General features: G+C 69.7%; 18 protein-coding genes, 1 rRNA gene and 1 pseudogene. 2 read left to right on the top strand and 18 right to left on the bottom strand.

Annotated features, from left to right (window positions below):
- Positions 1–35: 35 nt before the first annotated feature.
- From der to steA, 11 genes are all read right to left on the bottom strand, one after another.
- A complete protein-coding gene (gene der / locus ACWF9G_RS21195) occupies positions 36–1,454 on the bottom strand; it encodes a ribosome biogenesis GTPase Der (RefSeq protein ID WP_452517248.1) in 1,419 nt (472 codons plus the stop codon).
- Positions 1,451–2,155, bottom strand: a complete 705-nt coding sequence (gene cmk / locus ACWF9G_RS21190) for a (d)CMP kinase (protein ID WP_452517355.1) — start codon at positions 2,153–2,155, stop codon at positions 1,451–1,453. The genes der and cmk overlap by 4 nt, the downstream gene beginning before the upstream one ends.
- 38 nt (positions 2,156–2,193) lie before the next feature.
- Entirely contained in the window at positions 2,194–3,516 is a 1,323-nt protein-coding gene (locus ACWF9G_RS21185) for a pseudouridine synthase (protein ID WP_452517246.1), read from the bottom strand.
- An 8-nt stretch (positions 3,517–3,524) separates the two neighbouring features.
- Positions 3,525–4,181, bottom strand: coding sequence for an SMC-Scp complex subunit ScpB (scpB, locus tag ACWF9G_RS21180; protein ID WP_452517244.1), 657 nt, complete (start codon positions 4,179–4,181; stop codon positions 3,525–3,527).
- Positions 4,182–4,251: 70 nt separating this feature from the next.
- On the bottom strand, positions 4,252–5,136 hold the full coding sequence (locus tag ACWF9G_RS21175) for a segregation and condensation protein A (protein ID WP_379304202.1): 885 nt from the start codon (positions 5,134–5,136) through the stop codon (positions 4,252–4,254).
- Positions 5,133–5,966: a ParA family protein gene (locus ACWF9G_RS21170; protein WP_229740260.1), complete on the bottom strand. Its 834-nt coding sequence runs from the start codon at positions 5,964–5,966 to the stop codon at positions 5,133–5,135. The genes ACWF9G_RS21175 and ACWF9G_RS21170 overlap by 4 nt, the downstream gene beginning before the upstream one ends.
- 249 nt (positions 5,967–6,215) lie before the next feature.
- Positions 6,216–7,154, bottom strand: coding sequence for a site-specific tyrosine recombinase XerD (gene xerD / locus ACWF9G_RS21165; RefSeq protein WP_452517243.1), 939 nt, complete (start codon positions 7,152–7,154; stop codon positions 6,216–6,218).
- Between the two features lie 53 nt (positions 7,155–7,207).
- Positions 7,208–7,864, bottom strand: coding sequence for an NUDIX domain-containing protein (locus tag ACWF9G_RS21160; protein WP_452517241.1), 657 nt, complete (start codon positions 7,862–7,864; stop codon positions 7,208–7,210).
- 88 nt (positions 7,865–7,952) lie between these two features.
- Positions 7,953–9,674: a CTP synthase gene (locus ACWF9G_RS21155; RefSeq protein WP_379304208.1), complete on the bottom strand. Its 1,722-nt coding sequence runs from the start codon at positions 9,672–9,674 to the stop codon at positions 7,953–7,955.
- A 172-nt stretch (positions 9,675–9,846) separates the two neighbouring features.
- Positions 9,847–10,788, bottom strand: a complete 942-nt coding sequence (locus ACWF9G_RS21150; protein WP_452517239.1) for a copper transporter — start codon at positions 10,786–10,788, stop codon at positions 9,847–9,849.
- Positions 10,785–11,990, bottom strand: coding sequence for a putative cytokinetic ring protein SteA (steA, locus tag ACWF9G_RS21145; protein ID WP_379304211.1), 1,206 nt, complete (start codon positions 11,988–11,990; stop codon positions 10,785–10,787). The genes ACWF9G_RS21150 and steA overlap by 4 nt, the downstream gene beginning before the upstream one ends.
- A 164-nt stretch (positions 11,991–12,154) precedes the next feature.
- On the opposite strand from steA, the gene ACWF9G_RS21140 reads away from it, so the two are divergent.
- Positions 12,155–12,976 (top strand): CPBP family intramembrane glutamic endopeptidase, encoded by an 822-nt coding sequence (locus tag ACWF9G_RS21140; protein ID WP_452517238.1) that lies wholly within the window; start codon positions 12,155–12,157, stop codon positions 12,974–12,976.
- A 115-nt stretch (positions 12,977–13,091) separates the two neighbouring features.
- Complete coding sequence (locus ACWF9G_RS21135) at positions 13,092–13,511, top strand: SRPBCC family protein (RefSeq protein ID WP_379304213.1); 420 nt, start codon at positions 13,092–13,094, stop codon at positions 13,509–13,511.
- Between the two features lie 46 nt (positions 13,512–13,557).
- On the opposite strand, the gene recN is transcribed toward ACWF9G_RS21135, so the two are convergent.
- The 7 genes and pseudogenes from recN to rrf all read right to left on the bottom strand — a co-directional run bounded on the left by recN (position 13,558) and on the right by rrf (position 21,442).
- Positions 13,558–15,327 (bottom strand): DNA repair protein RecN, encoded by a 1,770-nt coding sequence (gene recN, locus ACWF9G_RS21130; protein WP_379304214.1) that lies wholly within the window; start codon positions 15,325–15,327, stop codon positions 13,558–13,560.
- Positions 15,305–16,261 (bottom strand): NAD kinase, encoded by a 957-nt coding sequence (locus ACWF9G_RS21125; protein WP_452517236.1) that lies wholly within the window; start codon positions 16,259–16,261, stop codon positions 15,305–15,307. The genes recN and ACWF9G_RS21125 overlap by 23 nt, the downstream gene beginning before the upstream one ends.
- Positions 16,258–17,079: a TlyA family RNA methyltransferase gene (locus ACWF9G_RS21120; RefSeq protein ID WP_452517234.1), complete on the bottom strand. Its 822-nt coding sequence runs from the start codon at positions 17,077–17,079 to the stop codon at positions 16,258–16,260. Before ACWF9G_RS21120 ends, ACWF9G_RS21125 begins: the two co-directional genes overlap by 4 nt.
- A gap of 1 nt (position 17,080) precedes the next feature.
- The gene (locus ACWF9G_RS21115) at positions 17,081–17,368 is read right to left on the bottom strand and encodes a hypothetical protein (RefSeq protein WP_452517233.1); all 288 of its coding nucleotides are present in this window, start codon (positions 17,366–17,368) and stop codon (positions 17,081–17,083) included.
- A 13-nt stretch (positions 17,369–17,381) separates the two neighbouring features.
- Positions 17,382–18,275, bottom strand: a complete 894-nt coding sequence (locus tag ACWF9G_RS21110) for an HAD-IIA family hydrolase (protein WP_452517232.1) — start codon at positions 18,273–18,275, stop codon at positions 17,382–17,384.
- A gap of 444 nt (positions 18,276–18,719) precedes the next feature.
- Positions 18,720–19,590, bottom strand: a pseudogene (locus ACWF9G_RS21105) (hypothetical protein); the annotation flags it as partial.
- Between the two features lie 1,735 nt (positions 19,591–21,325).
- Positions 21,326–21,442: ribosomal RNA gene (gene rrf, locus ACWF9G_RS21100) — 5S ribosomal RNA — on the bottom strand.
- Positions 21,443–21,609 lie beyond the last annotated feature (167 nt).

Genomic DNA, 21,609 nt, shown 5'->3' with positions numbered 1-21,609 from the left:
CCCGGGCAGTTGCCCGGGGCTCGCGTGGTGACGCTCTACTTCTTTCGTTCCTTCTTCTCGCGCACGCGCACCGAGATGCGCACAGGCGAGCCGTCGAAGCCGAACTCCTCGCGCAGGCGGCGCTCCAGGAAGCGGCGGTAGCCCGCCTCGAGGAAGCCGGTGGTGAACAGCACGAACGTCGGCGGACGGGTGCCCGCCTGGGTGGCGAACAGGACGCGGGGCTGGCGGCCGCCGCGCATCGGCGGCGGGGTGGCCGCGATGACTTCCTTGAGCCAGGTGTTCAGGCGGCCGGTGGAGATGCGCTTGTCCCAGGACTCGAGCGCGGTCTCCATCTGCGGCACCAGCTTGGCCACGGCGCGGCCGGTGTGGGCGGAGATGTTGACCCGCTGGGCCCACGGCACCCGCACCAGATCGCGATCGATCTCGCGCTCGAGCATGTAGCGGCGGTCCTCGTCGACCAGGTCCCACTTGTTGAACGCCAGCACCAGCGCGCGACCGGAGTCGGCGACCAGGCTGATCACGCGCAGGTCCTGTTCGGTCATCGGCACCGAGGCGTCGATCAGCATGATCGCGACCTCGGAAGCCTCCAGCGCCGACTTGGTGCGCAGCGAGGCGTAGAACTCGGTGCCCGAGGCGTTGGACACCTTGCGGCGCAGACCGGCGGTGTCGACGAACTTCCACACCTTGCCGCCCAGTTCGACCAGCGAGTCGACCGGGTCGACGGTGGTGCCCGCGACATCGTGGACCACCGAACGCTCGTCGCCGGCGAGCTTGTTGAGCAGGCTCGACTTGCCGACGTTCGGCTTGCCGACCAGCGCGACGCGCCGCGGTCCGGCGGCGCCGGTGCCTTCGCGCGGGGTCTCGGGCAGTGCGGTGAGCACGTCGTCGAGCAGGTCGCCGGTGCCGCGGCCGTGCGCGGCCGAGACCATCCGTGGCTCACCGAGACCCAGCGACCACAGGCTGGCCGCCTCGAGTTCGACCTTCTGGTCATCGACCTTGTTGGCCACCAGGATCACCGGGATCTTGGAGCGGCGCAGTTTGCGCACCGCGGCCTCGTCGGTCGCGGTGGCGCCGACGGTCGCGTCGACGACGAGCAGGATCGCGTCGGCGGTCGCCATCGCCACCTCGGCCTGGCGGGCGACATGCTGCTGCAGGCCCTTGGCGTCGGGCTCCCAGCCGCCGGTGTCCTGCACCAGGAATCGGCGCCCCGCCCAGCTGGCCTCGTAGGAGATGCGGTCGCGGGTGACGCCGGGGACGTCCTCGACGACGGCTTCACGGCGGCCGAGAATGCGGTTCACCAGGGTCGACTTGCCCACGTTCGGGCGGCCGACCACGGCGACGGTGGGCATCGCGAGGTGTTCGTCACCCTCGTGCTCACCTTCGAAATCGGCGATCTCCCAATCGGCTTCGTCGGACCAGGTGCCGTCTCCGACCAGAACCTCTTCGTCGATCATCGCGAACCTCCTGTCGTGGCCGAAAGCTGCTGGGCCACCACGCGGTAGAGCTCGTCGATGGTCTCGTCCATCGTCAGGTCGCTGGTGTCGACGAGCACCGCGTCGGCGGCGGGGCGCAGCGGCGACACCGTGCGGGTGGAATCGAGGGTGTCGCGACGCTGCACGTCGGCCAGCACGGCCTGGTAGTCGTCGCCGCGGCCCTCGCGGATGTTCTGGGCATTGCGCCGCTGGGCGCGCGCCTCCGCGGAGGCGGTGAGGTAGATCTTGGCGTCGGCGCCGGTGAGCACGACGGTGCCGATGTCACGGCCCTCCACCACGATCCGCCCGGCCATCGCCGCGATCTCGCGCTGCAGGGCGACGAGCTGCTCGCGCACCTGGGCCACCGCGGACACCGCGGAGACAGCTTTGGTGACGGCATCGCCGCGGATCTCGGCCGAGACGTTTTCACCGTCGAGCTCGATCACCTCGCGGCTCGGGTCGGTGCCGATCGACAACGGCAGCGCCGCAACGGTTTCCGCGATCGCGGCCGGATCGGTCAGGTCGACCTCGGCGCGCAGCACGCACAGCGTCGCGACCCGGTACATGGCGCCGGTGTCGAGGTAGCGGGCAGCCAGGCGGGTCGCCAGCCTGCGCGACACACTGGACTTGCCGGTACCGGACGGGCCGTCCATGGCGACGACGAGGGTGCCCTCGCCGGTCATCCGGTCGCCGGCGAACTCCACCGGGAAATCCACTCCGTTCACAGCTGCACCGCCTCGTAGAGTTTGCCGATCTCGTCCCGGCCGAGCACGCGCAGCGTGCCGGGACGCTGGTCGCCCAGTGCCACCGGGCCGATGTGGGTACGCACCAGCCGGATCACCGGGTGGCCGACCTCGTCGAGCAGCCTACGCACGATGTGCTTGCGGCCCTCGTGCAAGACGAGCTTGACCAGCGAACGACCCTCGTAGGCCTCGAGCAGCATGAACTTGTCGACCTTGGCCGGGCCGTCCTCGAGCTCGACGCCCTCACGCAGGCGCTTGCCGACCAGGCGGTAGTTGACCTCGCCGTTGACGGTGGCCAGGTAGGTCTTGGGCACCTCGAACGACGGGTGCATCAGGCGGTGCGCCATCTCGCCGTCGTTGGTGAGCAGCAGCAGGCCCTCGGTGTCGGCGTCGAGACGGCCGACATGGAACAGGCGCTGCCCGGCGGCGATCCGCTCGGCGACAATGTCACCGACGCAGGGGCGGCCAAGATCGTCGGACATGGTGGACTGCCAGCCCTTGGGCTTGTTCAGCACCAGGTGCACGAGTTCGTCGCGGACGACGACGCGGGTGCCGTCGACGCGCACGACCGCGTTCTCCGGATCGACCCGCAGACCCTGCTCACGCACGATCTTGCCGTCGACCTCCACGCGGCCCGCAGCGATCATGTCCTCGGCCGCGCGGCGCGAGGCCACCCCGGCCTTGGCGAGCACCTTCTGCAGGCGTTCACCTTCGCCCCAGGGCAGCTTCTTCGGGCCCTCGGTGTTTTCGGCGTGCTGGTGACGCGCGGGCTTGGCGTTGTTCAGGATCGTCGGCGCGACGACCTTGCGCTGTGGCTTGGCGGACTTGGTCTTGCGGGCCGGCGCCTGCGAGGTCGCCGGGCGGGCGGTGCTGCCTGCCCGCTGGCCGCCGCGCGCCGGGCTACCTGCCGAGCCGGAGCTGCGCTGGTAACCGCCCTCGCGGCGGTCGTCGCCACCTCGCTGGTAACCGCCACGGCGATCGTCGCCGCCACGCTCGTAGCCGCCCGCGGAACCACCACGCCGATCGTCGGTCGCGCCGCGCTGGTAGCCGCGGCCCGCCGATCCGCGGCGGTCATCGGTGCCGCCACGGGTGAAGCCACCCGAGGAGGGGCGGCGGCCGGTCGACTCACCGCGCTCGTATCCGCCGGTGCCGCGGCGGCCGGTCGCATCGCTGCGGCTGCCCGACTGCCCGGTGCGCGCGGTGCCGCCGCGGGTTCCCGTGGTCCGGTTCGCGCCGCTACGGGGCTGGTCGGTGCGTTTTCTTCGGTCCGGTGTGCCATCTCGGCGAGCGGAATTATTCATCTGTCCTGTCAATCGTCGGTGCCGAGATCCATGTCGGACTCGGTCGTTTTCTTCAGCCTGGTGAACCGGGGGTCGGTCTCCATGCTCTCGCTGATCTCGTCGATCAGGTCGACGCCGGGAAGCAGCGGCGCCAGCGGTGGCAGGTCGCCCAGTGAGGCGAGCCCGATCCGTTCGAGGAACAACTCGGTGGTGCGGTACAACGTGCCGTTGGTCTCCGGGTCCTGACCCGCTTCCGCGATCAAGCCCCTGGCCAGCAGTGTGCGCATCACTCCGTCGACGTTCACCCCGCGGACCGCGCTGACCCTGGTCCGGGTCACCGGCTGGCGGTAGGCGATCACCGCCAAGGTCTCCAAGGCGGCCCGGGTCAGCTTCGTCCGGGCCCCGTCGAGCAGTACACGCTCGACATAGGGCGCGTACTCCTGTCGAGTATAGAAGCGCCAGCCGTCACCGACGAAACGCAGGTCGATGCCGCTGCCCCGCGCGGTGAGCTCCGCCGACATGGCCCGCAGCGTGGTCTCGACCCGCTCCGCGGTGTCGTCCAGGGCCGCTGCCAGCTGTTCTACCGGCGCGGGAGCGTCGACGACGAGCAGCATCGCCTCCAGCGCCGACCGCAGTTCGGGATCGTCGAGCGGCTCGGAAGTGAACTCCACCACTGTCTCGGTCATGCTGTGCCCTCCTGGATGATCGGGAGCCCTCCGTGGTTACGCTGCGCTGCCGCCGCCGGGCCTGACCCGATCATCCGTAGTCCTCCTCGAAGGTCAGCGCGGCCGCTTCGGCGTCCGGATCGAGTTCGCCGAGCCAGCTCACGGCCAGCGGCCCGAGCGGATCGGGCTGGTCGAACGCGATGGTCTTGCCGCGGTACAACTCGAGCAACGCCAGGAACCTGGCCACGATTTCCACCGGCACCGTGCAGTCGTCGACCAGTTCGGCGAAGGTGGTCCACCCGCCGGGACCACGCTCCTTGAGCCGGGCCAGCACCAGCTCGGCCTGCTCGGCGACCGAGATGGTGTGCATGTGCAGATGCCCGAGGCCGACCTGGGCGATCGGGCGTGGCCGGAACGCGGCGGCGGCGATCTCGGCGAACGCGGCGATGTCGACGCCGAGGGTCACTTCCGGCAGCAGCCCTTCGAACTGTTCCTCGAGCGCCACCGAACGCGGATACCGGCGCAGCGCGGCCGCTTCCAGCTCGGCCAGCAGCGCGGCCACCTGTTTGAACGCCCGGTACTGCAGCAGGCGGGCGAACAGCAGGTCGCGGGCGTCGAGCAGTTCCAGATCGTCGGCGTCGGTCATCTCGCCCGACGGCAGCAGCCGGGCCGCCTTGAGGTCGAGCAGAGTGGCCGCGACGACGAGGAATTCGGTGGTCTGATCGAGGATCTTGTCCGCGCGCAGCTTGGTGTTCTCGGCGAGCTCGGCGGTCAGCGCCTTGGTGTAGGCGATGAACTCGTCGGTGACCTGATGCAGCGCGACCTCGGTGACATCGAGTTTGCGCGAGCTGATCAGCGTCAGCAGCAGATCGAACGGCCCCTCGAAGTTCTTCAGCCGCAGGTGGAACCCGGTGTTCTCGGCGGCGGGTGCCGCTTCTTGCTGAGCCTCTTGCACCTCGGGTATTGCGTCGATCACCGGCCCGACCGGTGGATGACTTCGCGTGCCATGGCCCGATACGACTCGGCGCCCGCCGATTTCGGCGCCCAGGTGGTGATCGGCTCACCGGCGACGCTGGCGTCGGGGAACCGCACGGTGCGGGAGATGGCGGTGTCGTAGACCAGGTCGCCGAACACCTCGACCACGCGCGACATCACCTGACGGGAGTGCAGCAGCCGGGCGTCGAACATGGTGACCACGATGCCGTAGAGGCTCAGGCGCGGGTTGAGCCGGTCGCGCACCTTCTCGACGGTGTCGTTGAGCAGGGCCAGACCGCGCAGCGAGAAGTACTCGCATTCCATCGGGATGATGACGCCGTCGGAGCAGGCCAGCGCGTTGACGGTGAGCAGGCCGAGCGAGGGCTGGCAGTCGATGAGGATGTAGTCGTAGCGGTCACGCACACCCGAGAGAGCCCGGCCGAGTGACTGCTCGCGGCCCACCTCGTTGACCAGCTGGATCTCGGCCGCGGAGAGGTCGATGTTGCTGGGTAACAGGTCCATGCCGTCGACCTTGGTGGTCTGCAGGACGTCATCGACCGTGGCCTTCCCGCCGATCAGCAGGTTGTGCACGGTGAGATCGAGATCGTGGTGGGCGACGCCGAGACCGGCCGAGAGCGCACCCTGCGGGTCCAGGTCGACGAGCAGCACGCGGCGGCCGTATTCGGCCAGGGCCGCACCGAGATTGATGGTCGAGGTGGTCTTGCCGACCCCGCCCTTCTGGTTGCACATGGCCACCACGAGCGCGTCGCCGTGACGCTGCACCTGCGGGGGCTCGGGTACCAGTCGCAGCGGGCGCCCGGTCGGGCCCATCTCGACGGCCTCGGCGACCTGCTCCGGTCCACCGTCCCACGGTGTTTCCGCTGTCGTCACGATCCGCTGCTCCTTATACGTTTTCCTGCCGGTAACCCCTGTCGAGGGTAGCGAGGCCGATTCGGCTCGGACTCACTTTCGTACGGTCCAGCTCTGGGTAGACGCTACCGCTCGGACCGGTGAGGTACGGCATGGCAACGCCGGGCGTGTTCGCACCATACCCGCCGGGCGCGACCGTGCGGTGGCGGTTCACGTGGCCCGCGGATGCGCGGTCGCCCAGACCTCGCGCAGCGTGCTCACCGTCACGAGCGTGTAGATCTGGGTGGTCGTCACCGAGGCGTGGCCGAGCAGTTCCTGCACGACCCGCACGTCGGCGCCGCCGTCGAGCAGGTGTGTCGCGAAGGAATGGCGCAGGGTGTGCGGCGAGACCGTCGCCCCGATGCCCGCCCGTTCGGCCGCCGTCTGCAGTACCTGCCAGGCGCTCTGCCGCGACAGCCTGCCGCCGCGCGCGTTGAGGAAAAGGGCTCCGGCGGAGCCTTTTCCGCTCGCGGCGAGGGTGGGGCGGCCGCGGATCAGGTAGGCGTCGACCGCGGCGAGGGCGGGTCTGCCGATCGGGACGAGTCGCTGCTTGCCGCCCTTGCCGTGCAGGACGACACATCGCTGCTCGGCATCGATGTCGTCGACATCGATGCCGACCATCTCCGAGATACGTGCCCCGGTGGAGTACAGCAGTTCCAGCAGTGCACGGTCGCGCAGACCGCGCGGTCCCCCGTCGGCGCCACCCGAATCACCGTCGCCGCCTGCGGCTTCGAGCAGTCGCAGCACCTGGTCGTAGGGCAGCGCCTTGGGCAGCCGCCGGCCAGGGGCAGGCGGTTTCACGGCATGCGCCACGTCGGTGTCGGTGATCCCCTCGGCGGCGGCGAACCGATGCAGACCACGCACCGCGATCAGCGCCCTCGCCACCGATCCCGCGGCCAGCGGCGGATGATCTTCCCCGCCGGAACGCAGCACCATGGTGAACTCCGCGACATCGCCCTGCGCGACCGCGCGCAGGTTCGCGATGCCGCGTGCGGTGAGGAAATTCCGGTAGCGGGCCAGGTCACGACGGTAGGCGCCGAGAGTGTTGCGCGCGGCTCCGCGCTCGACCGCCAGGTGGTCGAGGTAGGCGTCGATCTCCCGCGACAGCACGCCCGGCCCCGGCTAGTCCCTGCCGACGGCTGCGGCAGGGACGGCCGCCGTGCTCACGCGTCGCTACCGTTGGCCGCGGACTCGGCGGCCTTGCGGCGCAGGAACGCTGTCGGCTGACCCGCCCACGGCGCGTCGGCCGGACGCATTGGCACCCCGCTCGCCGTAGCCGCGGCGTACGCGAGCACGCCGGCGACCGCCGTCGCGTTCACGATCTCCCCGGCCAGCGCCGCGCGCACCGCCTCGGCGACCGGCATCCTGACCAGCTCGAGATCGGCTTCCTCGTGCTCCGGGTCGGGCCGGTCGGTCTCGGTGAGCCCGGTCGCGAAGAACACCCGCAGCGCCTCGTCGGTGAATCCCGGCGACAACGCCACATCGACCAGCACCGACCACTCGGCGGCGGCCAGGCCCGTCTCCTCGGCCAGCTCGCGCTTGGCCGCGGTGAGCGGGTCCTCGCCGTCGATGTCGAGCAGCCCGGCGGGCAGCTCGAGCAGCCGGGTACCGATCGGATGCCGGTACTGGCGGATCAGGACGACATTGCCGTCGTCGTCGAGCGCGAGCACAGCGACAGCGCCGTGGTGCTCGATGACCTCGCGATCGGCGATCCGCCCGTCCGGCATCGCGACTTGATCCTGGCGCAAGGCCAGGATCGCCCCGCTGTAGAGCACCCGGCTGGAGACCGTCTCGAAGTCGTGGCTACCGGGCTGGCTCATGTCCTGTTTCCATTCGGCATGCTCGGGCGGCCTGCGTGGTCACGCTCCGCTACCTCCTCCGGCCGCTGACCGCTCATGCCGGATTTCCTCAGAGATCCGCGGCGTGCTCCGCGAGCTCTTCCTCCGGGAAGTCTACGGGAAGGCGTTCGGCCAGTTTGTATTTCAATGCCGCGTTGATCAGCGCGGCGAACAGCGGATGCGGCCTGGTCGGACGGCTCTTCAGTTCCGGGTGCGCCTGGGTGGCGACGAAGAACGGATGCACCGAGGCCGGGTACTCGACGAACTCCACCAGGTGCCCGTCGGGCGAGGTGCCCGAGAACACCAGGCCGCTCTTGGCGATGGCGTCGCGGTAGGCGTTGTTGACCTCGAACCGGTGCCGGTGCCGCTCGGAGACGTGCTCGGAGCCGTACGCCTGCGCGACGACCGACCCCTTCTGCAGCGTGGCCGGGTAGGCGCCGAGGCGCATGGTGCCGCCCAGATCGGCTTCACCGGCGACGACGTCTTCCTGGTCGGCCATGGTCGAGATGACCGGGTTCTTGGTGTCGGGCTCGAACTCCGCCGAGTTGGCGTCGTCGATGCCGACCGAGCGCGCCGCCTCGATGACCACGCACTGCAGGCCGAGGCACAGGCCGAGCAGCGGGATGCCGCGGTGGCGGGCATACCCGATCGCGCCGAGCTTGCCTTCGATGCCACGGATACCGAAACCACCGGGGATCAGCACCGCGTCGACGTCACGCAGCGCCGCCTGGGCACCCGCCTCGGTCTGGCACTCGTCCGAGGGCACCCAGCGGATGTTCACCTTCGCCCGGTGCGCGAAGCCACCGGCACGCAGCGCCTCGGTCACCGACAGGTAGGCGTCGGGCAGGTCGACGTACTTGCCGACCAGCGCCACCTCGACGGTCTCGCGCGGCGAATGCACGCGGTCGAGCAGATCGCCCCACACGGCCCAGTCCACATCGCGGAACGGCAGGCCGAGTTTGCGCACCACGTAGGCGTCGAGGCCTTCGCTGTGCAGCACCTTCGGGATGTCGTAGATCGACGGCGCGTCGGGCGTGGAGATGCACGCCTCCACGTCGACGTCGCACATCAGCGCGATCTTGTTCTTGAGCCCCTGCGGCACCTCACGGTCACAGCGCAGGATCAGCGCGTCGGGCTGGATACCGATATTGCGCAGCGCGGCGACCGAGTGCTGCGTCGGCTTGGTCTTGAGCTCACCCGAGGGCGCCAGATACGGCACCAGCGACACATGCAGGAAGAACACGTTGTCGCGACCCACGTCGTGGCGGATCTGGCGCGCCGCCTCGAGGAACGGCTGCGACTCGATATCGCCGACGGTGCCGCCGATCTCGGTGATCACCACGTCCGGCACCTGGCCCTCGAGATCGGGGCCCTGCATCGCCATGATGCGGTTCTTGATCTCGTCGGTGATGTGCGGGATCACCTGGACGGTGTCGCCCAGGTACTCGCCGCGCCGCTCCTTGGCGATGACCGTCGAATAGATCTGCCCGGTAGTCACGTTCGCGTCCTTGGATAGATCGCGATCGAGGAACCGCTCGTAGTGGCCGACGTCGAGGTCGGTCTCGGCGCCGTCCTCGGTGACGAACACCTCGCCGTGCTGGAACGGGTTCATGGTGCCCGGATCGACATTCAGATACGGGTCGAGCTTCTGCATCGTCACCCGCATGCCGCGCGCGGTCAGCAACTGACCGAGGCTGGAGGCGGTGAGACCCTTACCCAAAGAGGAGGCGACGCCACCGCTCACGAAGATGTGCTTGGTGGCAGTTCGAGCCTGATTCCGTGTTTGACCCACGGAACTCCAGAGTAGCAGTAGCCAGCCTCTCCGCGTATTTAGCGGGTCGTTAGCGGCGGGGCGTGTTGGCAGTCGGGCCCGCGATGAGATGGTCGGCGGCTGCTGGGCGTGCCCGGTGAGTTACCCATGTGCTCACGAAATCAGTTGTCTCGACGGGCCATGGAGATGACTGTCAGCGCGGCATGGCGACCATCGTCAGCGAGGTCGCTGTCGGGCCGGTTCCGTAGCGGCCCGCGCCACCGGTGAGTTGTTCGGTGAAGGCGAGAGCTGTTGTGACCCTGCCTATTTCGCGGTCGCTATTGTCGACCGTGGTGACTGTTGCCGCCAGGGGCGCTTGGGCGCGGACATGGGCGATGGCGGCGCTTCCCTCGGCGGCGCCTGCCCGGCCCGCGAGCACGGTGCCTGCCGCCCTCGCGCGGACCGCACCGGTGAAGCGGGCGATAGTCGCGCCCTGTCCGGTGTCGGATGCGACACCGTTGCCGGTGACCACCACGGCGAGTTGCGCGGGTCGCACTGGAGTGTCGCCGTAGGCGAGGAAGCCGCCACCGCGCAGGGTCTCCAGGACCAGCGAGAGTTCGGGCGCGGTGCTGCGCGGCTGATTCGTCGCGGGGTCGAGCAGCAGGGTCAGGCCGAGCAGGTCGCCGGCCATGCTGCCCTGATCGACCGCGCCGGTCCGCAATTGCGCGCCGGCGGGGACGATATTGGTCAGCGCCGAGCGCATCCGGTCGCCCTCGCCCGCGTCGACGAACGCGTCGGTCAGCGCGATCCGGCCGGTCACCGCGGCGCCCGCGGTCTCGAGCGCCTTGCTCACCCCGTCGATGTCGCCGGGGTCGGCGTCGGGGGTGGTGAACACGACGACGCTGCGGTCGGCCAGCGCGCCGCCGAGAATGCGCCCCGCCGAACCGGCGATGAACTGGTCGGCGGCATCGAGCCTGCCGGTCAACTGCTCGTTCTGTGCGGTCAGCGCGTCGACCTGGCCGCGCAGATCACTCTTGTCCGAGCGCAGGCCGGACAGCATGTCCGAGGCCAGGGTCTGCGAGCCGAGCACCACGCCGACGGCCAGGGCGAAGAAGATCGCCGCGATCGAGATGGCGTGGTGACGCAACGAAATCACAGCAGACCACGCATCCACAGAACGAACCGGTTCCAGTACTCGACCGCCCAGTCCAGCACCTCGGCCCCGTTGCGCGAGGCCAGGACCACCACGACGATCGCGACCAGCGCAGCCAGCACCACCAGCGCCAGCGCCGCGCTCGGGGACCGCTGCCGGTACAGCGTCGACATCGCGTTCGCGTCGACCAGTTTCGCGCCGACCTTCAACCGGGTCAGGAACGTCGCCGGATTGCTGTCCCGACGGCCACGGTCGAAGAAGTCCTCGAGCGACGCGGGCGAACCGGCCAGCACGATCAGCGACGCGCCGTGATGATCGGCCAGCATGAGCGCCAGATCGGTCGGCGAGCCCGACGAGGGGAACGTGGTCGCGCCGATGCCGAGATCCTGGATGCGTTCCAGACCCCTTGCGTGCCCGCCGGTGTCGGCGGGCAGGATCATCTCGGCGCCGGATCGCAATGTCTCCGTGCTGATCTCGTCCGGATCGCCGACGATCAGATCGGGCGTGTACTTGAGCTTGCGCAAGGTGTCGGCACCGCCACCGACGCCGATCAGGATCGGCGCGTACTCCTTGATGAACGGCTTGAGCCGCTGCAACTCCTCGAGATGCCCCGGCCCGTCGGCGATCACGACCACGTGCCGGTTACGCAGTTCCAGTTCGATATCGGGCACGCCGATGCCGTCGATCAGCAGCGCGCTCTCGGTACGGACGAACTCGGCGGTGTTGCCCGCGAACGCGTCGAGGTGATCGGCGAGGCCGTTGCGCGCCTCGATCATCAGGTCGGCGACATCCGACTCGTCGAACTCGATGCCCTCGACCAGGACCTCGGGTTCCTTCTTGATGATCAGCTTGTCCTCGTAGACGATGCCATCGTCGATGCGCACCTTGGTGCCGTCCTTGATCTTGCCGAAGGCATCGGAGGACACCGTGTCCACCAGCAGGATCCCGTTGGCAACCAGCACCTCCGGGCCCAGGTTGGGATATCGGCCCGAGATGGACGGCGAGGTATTGATCACCGCGACGACACCGGCCTCGACCAGCCGGTCCGCGATGTGGCGGTCCAGATCGGTCTCGTCGAGGACCACCACGTCCCCGGCGCTGACGCGCCGCAACAGTCGCCGGGTGTCACGATCCACCCGGGCGATCCCGGTGACACCGGGAAGCGTTTCCGTGCTCCTCCTCGACAACAACGCCGGCATCTTCATGTCGCCGATGATGCGGGCAAACCCTCAACCTTTGGTGGAGGCGCGCCGGATTGCCGGTCGCCTTCGTCGAATCACAGCAACCTGCCGGCACACCCTGTTCCCGGTCGGCTGACGGCCGGCAGGAAGCTCACCACGCACCCGCGGTACCGGATTATGTTGGGAGAATGGACTTTTCCCGCGACCGCGGCTCCGCGATCGGCGCGGCGTGCGTCGCGATCTACGTGACCGCGGTGACCGCACTGGCACTCACCGGGCATACCGCGCTGCGGACCAGCGCCGACACACACGACACGCGCTCGATCCTGTCGATCTGGCTGCCTGCCGCCGCGGGCATCGCGCTCGCCTGGGCCGTCCGGCCGCGGCGATCCGCCACCGACCCGTTCGCCGCCGACTCCCCCGGCCGGGTCGCCCGTCAGGCCTGGATGCTGGCCGCTGTGGCGGTCGCGTTCGCGATCGCGGTGCATCTGCTGCCCGGCGACGGCTGGTTCCTGCTGTTGAAACTGGCGTTGTTCGCGATTCCGCTGCTCGCCCGCTGGGCCACCGTGCGCGAGTGGGCGCGGGTCGACACCCGAGGGCGATGGTTGCGGCCGCTGCCCGCCGTGCTCGCGTTCGCCGGGCTGGCGGCCTGGCAGCAACCCTGGTCGGGTGGAACGGTTCCCGACCCGGTCGTGCTGGTCGTCGTGTTCCTGGTGAACGCGGTGATCGAGGAGGTCTTCTACCGCTTCTGGCTGCAGACCCGGCTGGAGTCCCGGTACGGCCGGTGGCCCGCGATCGCGCTGACCGCCCTGCTGTGGGCGAGCTGGCACACCGCGATCCAGGGTGGGCTCGGCCTGCCACTCGACCTCGCCGCGGTGATCGCCAACCAGGGCGTCACCGGACTGTTCCTCGGCTACCTGTGGTCACGTCACCGCAATCCATGGCTGGTGATCGGCGTGCACGGTCTGCTCAACGCGCCGATCACCATGTTCGCCGCGGCACTGTCCTGAGCGCTCAGGACGCAAGGAAGGTGCCGTAGCCGGTGACGACCGTGGCCAGATCGGGGCAGGGGCGACAATTACCCGTATGCTGCGGGTCACAGACATCTCGGACAGGAGACACATCATGCCCCGCAGCACCGTCGAGACGGTTTTCGACGCCCCTCGCGACATCGTCTACCGCCTCTTCACCGAGCGTGAGGCCGTCAGCCCCTACCTGCCGATCCAGGTCAAGCTGATCAAGCAGGGCGATCCGGCCACCGGCGTCGGCGCGCAGCACCTGCTCGGCTTCGGCAAGGCAGGCGTCACCGAGGAGATCACCGCGCTGGTCCCGGGCGAGCGGATGGAGTACAAGATCGTCAAGGGCGCGCCGGTCAAGCGCCACGTCGGCATCGTCACCTTCGCCGACACCTCCGCAGGCGGCACCCGCGTGGTCTACACGATGGAGTCCGAGCCGTCGCTGCCCGTGCCCGCGCCGGTGCTCGAGTTCGGCCTGCGTCAGCTGACCAACCAGCTCATCGGCGGCGTGCGCAAAGCCCTGAAGTAGTCGCGCCGACGTCGCCCGCGTTCCGCGCGGGCGACGTCACCCGCGGTCAGGCCGGTGCTCGCTCCGCCCGCGCGGTTTCCAGCAGTTCCTCCGCGTGCGCGCGGCCGGTCTCGGTATCGTCCAGACCCGCGAGCATGCGTGCCAGTTCCACCACCCGCTCGTCGTCGGTCAGCGTGCGAACTCCGCTGTCCACCTTGCCTTTTCCGTCGTCGGACTTGTTCACGACCAGGTGGGTGTCGGCGAAGGCCGCCACCTGCGGCAGGTGGGTCACCACGATGACCTGGTGGGTACGCGCGAGCCGTGCGAGCCGCTTGCCGATCTCCACCGCGGCCCGGCCGCCGACGCCTGCGTCGACCTCGTCGAAGACCATGGTCGCGCCGTGATCGGACCCGGCCAGGACGACCTCCAGCGCGAGCATCACCCGCGAGAGCTCACCGCCGGAGGCGCTCTTGCTCAACGGCAGCGACTGCGCGCCGGAATGCGCCGAGAGCCGGAACTCCACCTCGTCGACCCCGTTCGACCCGGCGTGCAGCTGCTTTCCGTCGATATCGATCGGCGCCGAATCCTGCGCGCCCGCTGGTACGGGCCGCACCTGCACCTCGAGCCGGGCCTTGCCCATCGCCAGCCCACCGAGCTCGGTGCTCACCGCGGTGGCCAGCTTGCCCGCCACCTTCGCCCTGGCGGCGCTGAGTTTGCGGGCTGCCTCGCGCACCTTGCCCGCCGCGGTCTCGACTTCACCCGCGAGTTTGGCCAGCGCGTCCTCGGACACGTCCAGCGAGTCGAGGCGGGCGCGTGATTCGTCGGCCCAGGCGATCACGCCGTCGATGTCGGGCGCGTACTTGCGGGTCAGCGATTTCAGCTCGGCCTGGCGGGTGAGCATCGAGTCGAGCGCGCCAGGATCCGACGGCAGCTCCGACAGATAGCCGCTGAGTTCGGTGGTCACGTCGACGACCACGGCGATGGCTTCACCCAGCCGCGGCGCGAGGCCCGTCAGCCCCGGATCGTCGGCGGAATCCAGCCGGGCCCGCGCGCCACCGAGCAGATCGAGCACCCCGCCACCGTCGGCGGGCGCGTCCGTGGGACCGGACAGCGCCTCGTGCGCGGCGACGGCCGCCTCACGCAGCGAATCCAGATCACTGAGTCTGCGGATCTCGGCGACGAGACGGACGTCCTCGCCGGGTTCCGGTGCGATGCCGTCGATTTCGGCGAGCGAATGCTTGAGCCGGTCGGCTTCGAGTGCCAGCTCTCTGCTGCGCGCCGTCCGCTCGAGCAGTTCGGTGCGGGCATCGAGCCACGATCGGCGATGCACCTGATACTTGCGCAGCAGCCCCGCGACACCGTCGCCGGCGAACTGATCGAGCGCGGCGAGTTGCTGTTCCGGGCGCTGCAGGCGCAGCTGGTCGTTCTGGCCGTGCACGGTAAGCAGCCGGGAGGTGAACTCACCGAGCACGGCCGCCGGCACACCGCGACCGCCGAGGTGCGCGCGCGAACGCCCGTCGCTGTTGACCGTGCGCACGGCGATCACGCTGCCGTCCTCGTCGGCCTCGGCGGCGGCCGACTCCAGCACCTCGCCGACGGCCGCGCGGGCCGCTTCGTTGACATCATCGATGACGAAACGGCCTTCGACCACGGCCTTCGACGCGCCGAGCCGCACCCTGCCCGCGTCGGCGCGCGCGCCGCTGAGCAGGTGCAGGCTGGTGACGACCATGGTCTTGCCCGCACCGGTCTCACCGGTGAGCACGGTCAGACCCGCATGGAACTGCGCGGTCGCCGTCGAGATGACGCCTAGTCCGTCAATCCTGATCTCTGTCAGCATCGCGGCTGTTCTCCGTTCGATGTCTACCCCGCCAGCCGGTGACCGGCAGCTGGAACTTGCGCACCATCCGGTCGGCGAACGGTGCGGAATCCAGCCGCACCCACCGCACCGGTCGTTCGCCACGGACCACTTCGGCGCGGCCGCCGCGCGGCAAGGCCAAGGTGCGCCTGCCGTCGAGGAACACGATCGCGTCGTGCCCGGTCGCCACCGTCTCCACGGCGATCAGCGAATCCGGGCTGGTCACCAGCGGACGCGCGAACAAGGCATGCGCGTTGCTCGGAATGACCAGCATCGCTTCGAGTTCCGGCCACACCACCGGTCCGCCCGCCGAGAACGCGTACGCGGTCGACCCGGTCGGTGTGGAGATGAGGATGCCGTCGCAGCCGAACGCCGACACCGGCCGTCCGTCGACCTCGAGCACGACTTCCAGCACGCCCATGCGCTGCGCGTTCTCGATGCTGGCCTCGTTGAGCGCCCAGCCGCGTTCGACGATCGTGTCGTCGACCCGGACGGTGACGTCGATGGTCATCCGGTCTTCCACGGGATAGTCCCGGTCGACCACCTGGGCCAGCGCCTCGTCGAGATGCTCGGCCTCGGCTTCGGTGAGGAAACCGATGCGGCCCAGGTTGATTCCGAGCACCGGCACCCCGCTCGGGCGGCCGAGTTCGGCCGCGCGCAGGAAGGTGCCGTCGCCGCCGAGGGCGAGCACCATCTCGCAGCCCAGCGCCGCGGACGGGCTGTGCGGCACCACCCGCACCGGGTAGCCGGCCGGCTCGTCCTCGAATCGGGTGCTGTCGGCCTCGTCGGCAAGCACCCGCAGGCAGATGCCCGCTTCGGCGAAGATCTTCGCCACCCGGTGCGCGGTCTCGATGATCTCCGCGCGGCCGGGATGGGCGACGAGCAGGATCTCCCTGCCGCCGTCGTGCGTGTTCACTGCGGACCCTCCTCAACCGCACGAGCCACCAGGGCCTCCACCTGCGCGGCGTCGTACTCGAACGTCCCGACCTTGCGCAGCCACAGGAAGTACTCGACATTGCCCGACGGGCCGGGCAGCGGGCTGGCCACCACACCCTGCGTCCGCAATCCGAGCGCACCCGCCACCGCGGCGACTTCGCGTACCACTTCGGCGCGCAACGCCGGATCACGCACCACGCCACCGGAACCGACCCGTTCCTTGCCGACCTCGAACTGCGGCTTCACCATCGGCAGCAGATCCGCGCCGTCGGCGGCGCAGGCCGCGAGCGCGGGCAGCACCAGCCCCAGCGAGATGAACGACAGATCGCCGACGACGGATTCGACTGTGCCGCCGATGGTTTCGGGCGTGATGTTGCGCACGTTGGTCCGGTCGTACACCTGGACACGGTCGTCGCTCTGCAGCCGCCAGATCAGCTGGCCGTACCCGACGTCGACCGCGGCGACCTCCCGCGCGCCCCGCGAGAGCAGGACATCGGTGAACCCGCCGGTCGACGCGCCCGCGTCCAGGCATCGCTTGCCCGCGACGCTGAGACCCTGCGGTTCGAACGCCTCGAGCGCGCCGAGCAGCTTGTGCGCACCACGCGACGCCCACGACACCTCGTCGGGTTCTTCCCGCACGATCAGCGGGGTACCGGTCTCCACCGCCGTCGCCGGCTTCACCGCGACGGTTCCGGCAATCAGGACGCGCCCCGCGCTGATCAGCTCGACCGCGTGTTCTCGCGATCGCGCCAATCCGCGGCGAACCAGTTCGGCGTCCACACGCGCTCGCCTGGCCACCTCAGATCTTGTCCACTGTCGCCAGGGCGTCCACCAGCACGTCGTGCGCCTGCTCGAGGATGCGCGCACGGCGGGTGATGTCGGCACCGGCCTCGGTGTTCTCGGCAGGGCCGGTGACCGTCGGGGTCGCGCCGAGTTCGGCGAGCAGCGCGTCGACCTCGGCCTTGATCCGGTTCGGGTCGGCCGGTTCCGGCCTCGCCTGACCACCGGGCAGGTGACTGCCCGGCAGCGGGATCCCGGGGCGGGGTGGCTGCGGCGCGCCGGTCGGCGGTGAACTCGGAGTACTCATCGTGTCGTCAACGCTATCGGATTTCCGAATCGACTGCGCGCACCCGTACCGCCCTGCCGGGGTGCTGTCGCAACAGTTCCGCGACGGCCGCGGGCGCGACCGCTTCGGGCACGATGTCGGCGTTGAGGGCGTCGAGTGAGGTGGCGATATAGGTGGGCACCTGTGCCGGTGGCGCGATGACCACTTCCTCGAGCGTGCTGACCCCGGTCAGCACCAGCAGCGAGTCGAGCCCGAGTCCGTTGGCGCCCTCGATGTCGGTGTCGAGGCGATCGCCGACGACCAGCGCGTTGCGGGCGCCGGAGCGCTCGAGCGCGTCTTCCATCAGCGGCGCGTACGGCTTGCCTGCGACCAGAGGCTCACGATCGGAGGCTGTCCGCAGCGCGGCGACCATGGACCCGTTGCCCGGCGCGAGGCCGCGCTCGTTCGGCAGGGTGCGGTCGGTGTTGGCGGCGACCCACAGCGCACCCGCCCGCAGCGCGTACGCGGCTTCGGCGAGGTCCGGCCACGCGGTGGTCGGCGAATGCCCCTGGACGACGGCTTCGGGCGGCACGTCGCCGAACCGGCGGATCGGTACGAGGCCGACCGCTTCGATCTCGGCGGCGAGGTCGTCGGTGCCGACGACGAGTACCCGAGCTCCGGGGGCCAGCCGGTGTGCCAGCATCCCGGCCGCGGCCTGGGCGCTGGTCACCACATCGTCGGCCATGGCCGGATAGCCCAGCTCGGCCAGATGTTCGGCGACCGGACCCGGCCCACGTGCCGCGTTGTTGGTGACGTACACCAGCCGCTGCGCCGAATCACCGTCCGGAGCGAGCGCTTTCGGGGCGCCGTCGATGACCTCGGGACCGCGGTACAGCGTTCCGTCCAGGTCGAGCAGCAAAGCGTCGTATTGATCGCGTAGCCGGTTCACACACCCTCACTCCGTCGTCACTGCCGGGCCGAACACACCTGCCGACCCTAGGCGAGCCCACCGACAGCCCCTGGCCTCGCCGGACCGTCGAATCGTGCTCGCACTCTTCATGATCGAGCATGCGGTGACCGTCCGTGCACGGTGTGCCCGGTTTCGGCGCACGGCGTCGCGCGCGTCGCCACCACCCCGGTGATTCAAGTCACCATCGGCCACTTCACCCAAGCCAACGGCATGGGGCGGCTGAGGGTACCTGCCGCCGATGCCGGTGTCCCCGCCATCTTCAGCGGCGCGCTGATCCAGTTCCACCTGGTGAATATCGCTCCAGCAGGTGCCGCTGGGCCTCACCGGCCTGCTGTTCGGTGCCCTCTGACCCCGACGCAGAACAGCCGCAGGACGGGAACCGCTGTCGGGTTCCCATCCTGCGGCCGTCGAGTGCTGGAGCTGCTACGCGTCACCGGTGAGTTCCGCGGCGCGGTCCTCGGCGTCGGTTTCGTCGTCGAGGTCGGCGGCAGCGGCATTGAGGAACCACTGCAGGCCGTCGTCGGTGCGTCCCGCCGCGACCAGCGCGTCGGCGTAGGCGTAGAACAGGCGCGCGGCGGCCGAACCGGTGCGCGCCGGATCCAGATCGGGGGTCTGCAGCGTCACGACGGCCTGGTCGAACTGACCCAGGTCCATTCGCGCGCCGGCGACCACGATCCGCAGCTCGGTGGCCTCGTCACCACTGAGCGCCTGCGCCTCTTCGCTGCGGCCGAGCTCGATGGCCCGTTCCGGCCGCCCGAGACCACGCTCGCAGTCCGCCATCACGGCCAGCAGCCCGGAGCCACCCGACATACGTCGCGCGGTCCGCAGCTCCGAAAGCGCCTCGGCCCATTCCTCGGCGTGATAGGCCACCACGCCCGCCGTCTCGCGCACCACCGCGATGCGGCCTGCCCGCTGCCGGGCGGCCCTGGCATGCGCCAGGGCGAGGCGGGGATCGTCTTCGAGCAGCTCGACGGCCATCACCATGTGCCGGGCGACAGTCTCGGCATTGTTCTTGTCCAGGCTCAGCAGATCGCGGCGCACGGCCGGATCGAGATCGGAGGCCTGGACGTCTTCCGGCAGATCCGGCTCGTCCGGACGTGCCGCGCGGCGGTCGGTGGACCGTCCGCCCGCGGTCCGGGCGCCTTCGCCGCCACGACGGCGGTCGTCACGGTCCTCGGCGCCACGGCTGCCGTAGCCGGTCTCCGCGGCGCGAGCCGAGGTGTCTGCCGCGGCCTCGCGGTCGTCGGCCACCTCTTCGATGTCCTCGTTCGTCGGCTCGGCGACTACCTCGTCCGTAAACTCGGCGCGCTCGCTGGCCGAGGAGGTGTCGTCGGACTGCTCAGTGGACGCGGGTGCGATCTCATCGCTCGCTGCTGCCTCGACGTCGGCCGATTCGATGTCGGCCTGCTCGATACCGGCAGCATCGGCGTCCGATGCTGCCGCCGACGAGACGACGCCAAGGACATCGCCTTCGCGCTCACGCCGCTTCTCGCGGTATGTGCCGTCCAGCGGCGCACCGTCCTCACCGACATAGCGGGTCCCACCGGAGTCGCCGCCCCGCTTGAAGCCACCGCGTCCGCGATCATCGTCGCGGCGGAAGCCGCGGTCGTTGTCGTCGCGCCGCTGGTAGCCGCCACGATCCGAGCTCTCGCCGCGCTTGAAACCGCCACGATCCGAGCTGCCACGCGAACGGTCGTCGCCCTCGTTGCGGCGGAAACCACCACGATCGCCGGAACCACCACGGCCCGCATCGTCACGGCGCTGGTAACCACCACGGTCGCCACTCTCGCCGCGACGGAAACCACCGCGGTCACCGCCACGATCGGCACCACCGCGCGAACGGTCGTCACCTTCGCTACGGCGGAAGCCACCACGGTCACCGGAGCCACCACGGCCCGCGTCATCACGGCGCTGGTAACCACCACGGTCACCACTCTCGCCGCGACGGAAGCCACCGCGGTCACCGGAGGAGCCACGGCCCGCGTCGTCGCGCTTCTGGTAACCGCCGCGATCACCGCTGTCGCTGCGGCGGAAACCGCCACGGTCGCCGGAGCCACCACGGCCCGCGTCGTCGCGACGCTGGTAACCACCACGGTCGCCACTGTCGCGACGGAAACCGCCGCGATCGCCACCACGGTCCGAACCACCGCGCGAACGGTCGTCGTCGCGCCGGAAGCCGCCGCGGTCACCACGGTCGTAGCCGCCGCGCGAACGGTCGTCACCTTCGCGGCGCTGGTAGCCGCCGCGATCGCCACCACGATCCGAGCCGCCACGGGGACGGTCGTCATCGTTGCGGCGGTAGCCACCACGGTCACCGCCGCGGTCGAAACCGCCTGCGGGACGGTCGGATTCGTCACGGCGACGGAACCCGCCGCGGTCGCCGGAGGAGCCCCGGCTCGCGTCGTCGCGCTTCTGGTAACCACCACGGTCGCCACTGTCGCTGCGCCGGAAACCACCCCGGTCGTTGTCGTCGCGCCGCTGGTAGCCACCACGGCCTGCGTCGTCACGGCGCTGGTAGCCGCCGCGATCCGAACCACCGCGCGAACGGTCGTCGTTGTCGTTGCGGCGGAAGCCGCCGCGATCGCCGGAGCCGCCACGGCCTGCGTCGTCGCGACGCTGGTAACCACCACGATCATCGCGGTTGTAGCCGCCACGCTGGCCCTCGGAGCGGTCGGAACCACCGCGGCTGCCACGATTGTCGTCATTGCGGCGGAAACCGCCACCTTCGCCACGTCCTGCGCCACGGTTGTCGCCGTGTCCGCCGCGGGGGCGGTCGGTCGGTTCGCCGCGCCGGCCGAAACCGCGGGCGTCTCCGTCCCGGCGGAAAGGCTTCCGTCCGTCGTTGTGTTCCGACACGGCGATCCCTTTCTAGATTCCCCGGCCTCGGGGAGTGTTGTCATGGCCCCGCCTACAAGAATTCAACCACGGGCGGAGGACGGGGCATCGTCCGCCTGGCGTGCCAGGGCCGTCGTCGGCCCCACAAACGCCGATAGGGGACCCAGATTCTGGGTCCCCTATCGCGAAGGATGTTCCGGCGGTGTCCTACTCTCCCACACCCTGTCGAGTGCAGTACCATCGGCGCAGGTGGCCTTAGCTTCCGGGTTCGGAATGGGACCGGGCGTTTCCCCACCGCTATAACCGCCGTAACACTATGAAACTAGACAGCGCTCCCTCGACTCCACCCGAACCCCACAAGTGGAGCCCGAACAGATCAGGTTTGCTGCAGTGTCTGTTGTTTCAGATACCGCACAGTGGACGCGTAACACCTTCGATAGTAAGCCCTCGGCCTATTAGTACCAGTCACCTACACCAG

The organism is Nocardia sp. NPDC055029, from assembly GCF_053608525.1.
Note: the sequence above shows the minus strand (reverse complement) of the source record. Positions and strands in the feature narration are given on the sequence as shown.

Coding starts and splice junctions, on each gene's coding strand:
- ACWF9G_RS21115 (WP_452517233.1), bottom strand. CDS start 17,368: ATGAGTACTCCGAGTTCACCGCCGACCGGCGCGCCGCAGCCACCCCGC.
- ACWF9G_RS21140 (WP_452517238.1), top strand. CDS start 12,155: ATGGACTTTTCCCGCGACCGCGGCTCCGCGATCGGCGCGGCGTGCGTC.
- ACWF9G_RS21185 (WP_452517246.1), bottom strand. CDS start 3,516: ATGAATAATTCCGCTCGCCGAGATGGCACACCGGACCGAAGAAAACGC.
- ACWF9G_RS21135 (WP_379304213.1), top strand. CDS start 13,092: ATGCCCCGCAGCACCGTCGAGACGGTTTTCGACGCCCCTCGCGACATC.
- ACWF9G_RS21170 (WP_229740260.1), bottom strand. CDS start 5,966: ATGGGCCCGACCGGGCGCCCGCTGCGACTGGTACCCGAGCCCCCGCAG.
- recN (WP_379304214.1), bottom strand. CDS start 15,327: ATGCTGACAGAGATCAGGATTGACGGACTAGGCGTCATCTCGACGGCG.
- steA (WP_379304211.1), bottom strand. CDS start 11,990: ATGAAGATGCCGGCGTTGTTGTCGAGGAGGAGCACGGAAACGCTTCCC.
- ACWF9G_RS21160 (WP_452517241.1), bottom strand. CDS start 7,864: ATGAGCCAGCCCGGTAGCCACGACTTCGAGACGGTCTCCAGCCGGGTG.
- scpB (WP_452517244.1), bottom strand. CDS start 4,181: ATGACCGAGACAGTGGTGGAGTTCACTTCCGAGCCGCTCGACGATCCC.
- cmk (WP_452517355.1), bottom strand. CDS start 2,155: ATGACCGGCGAGGGCACCCTCGTCGTCGCCATGGACGGCCCGTCCGGT.
- der (WP_452517248.1), bottom strand. CDS start 1,454: ATGATCGACGAAGAGGTTCTGGTCGGAGACGGCACCTGGTCCGACGAA.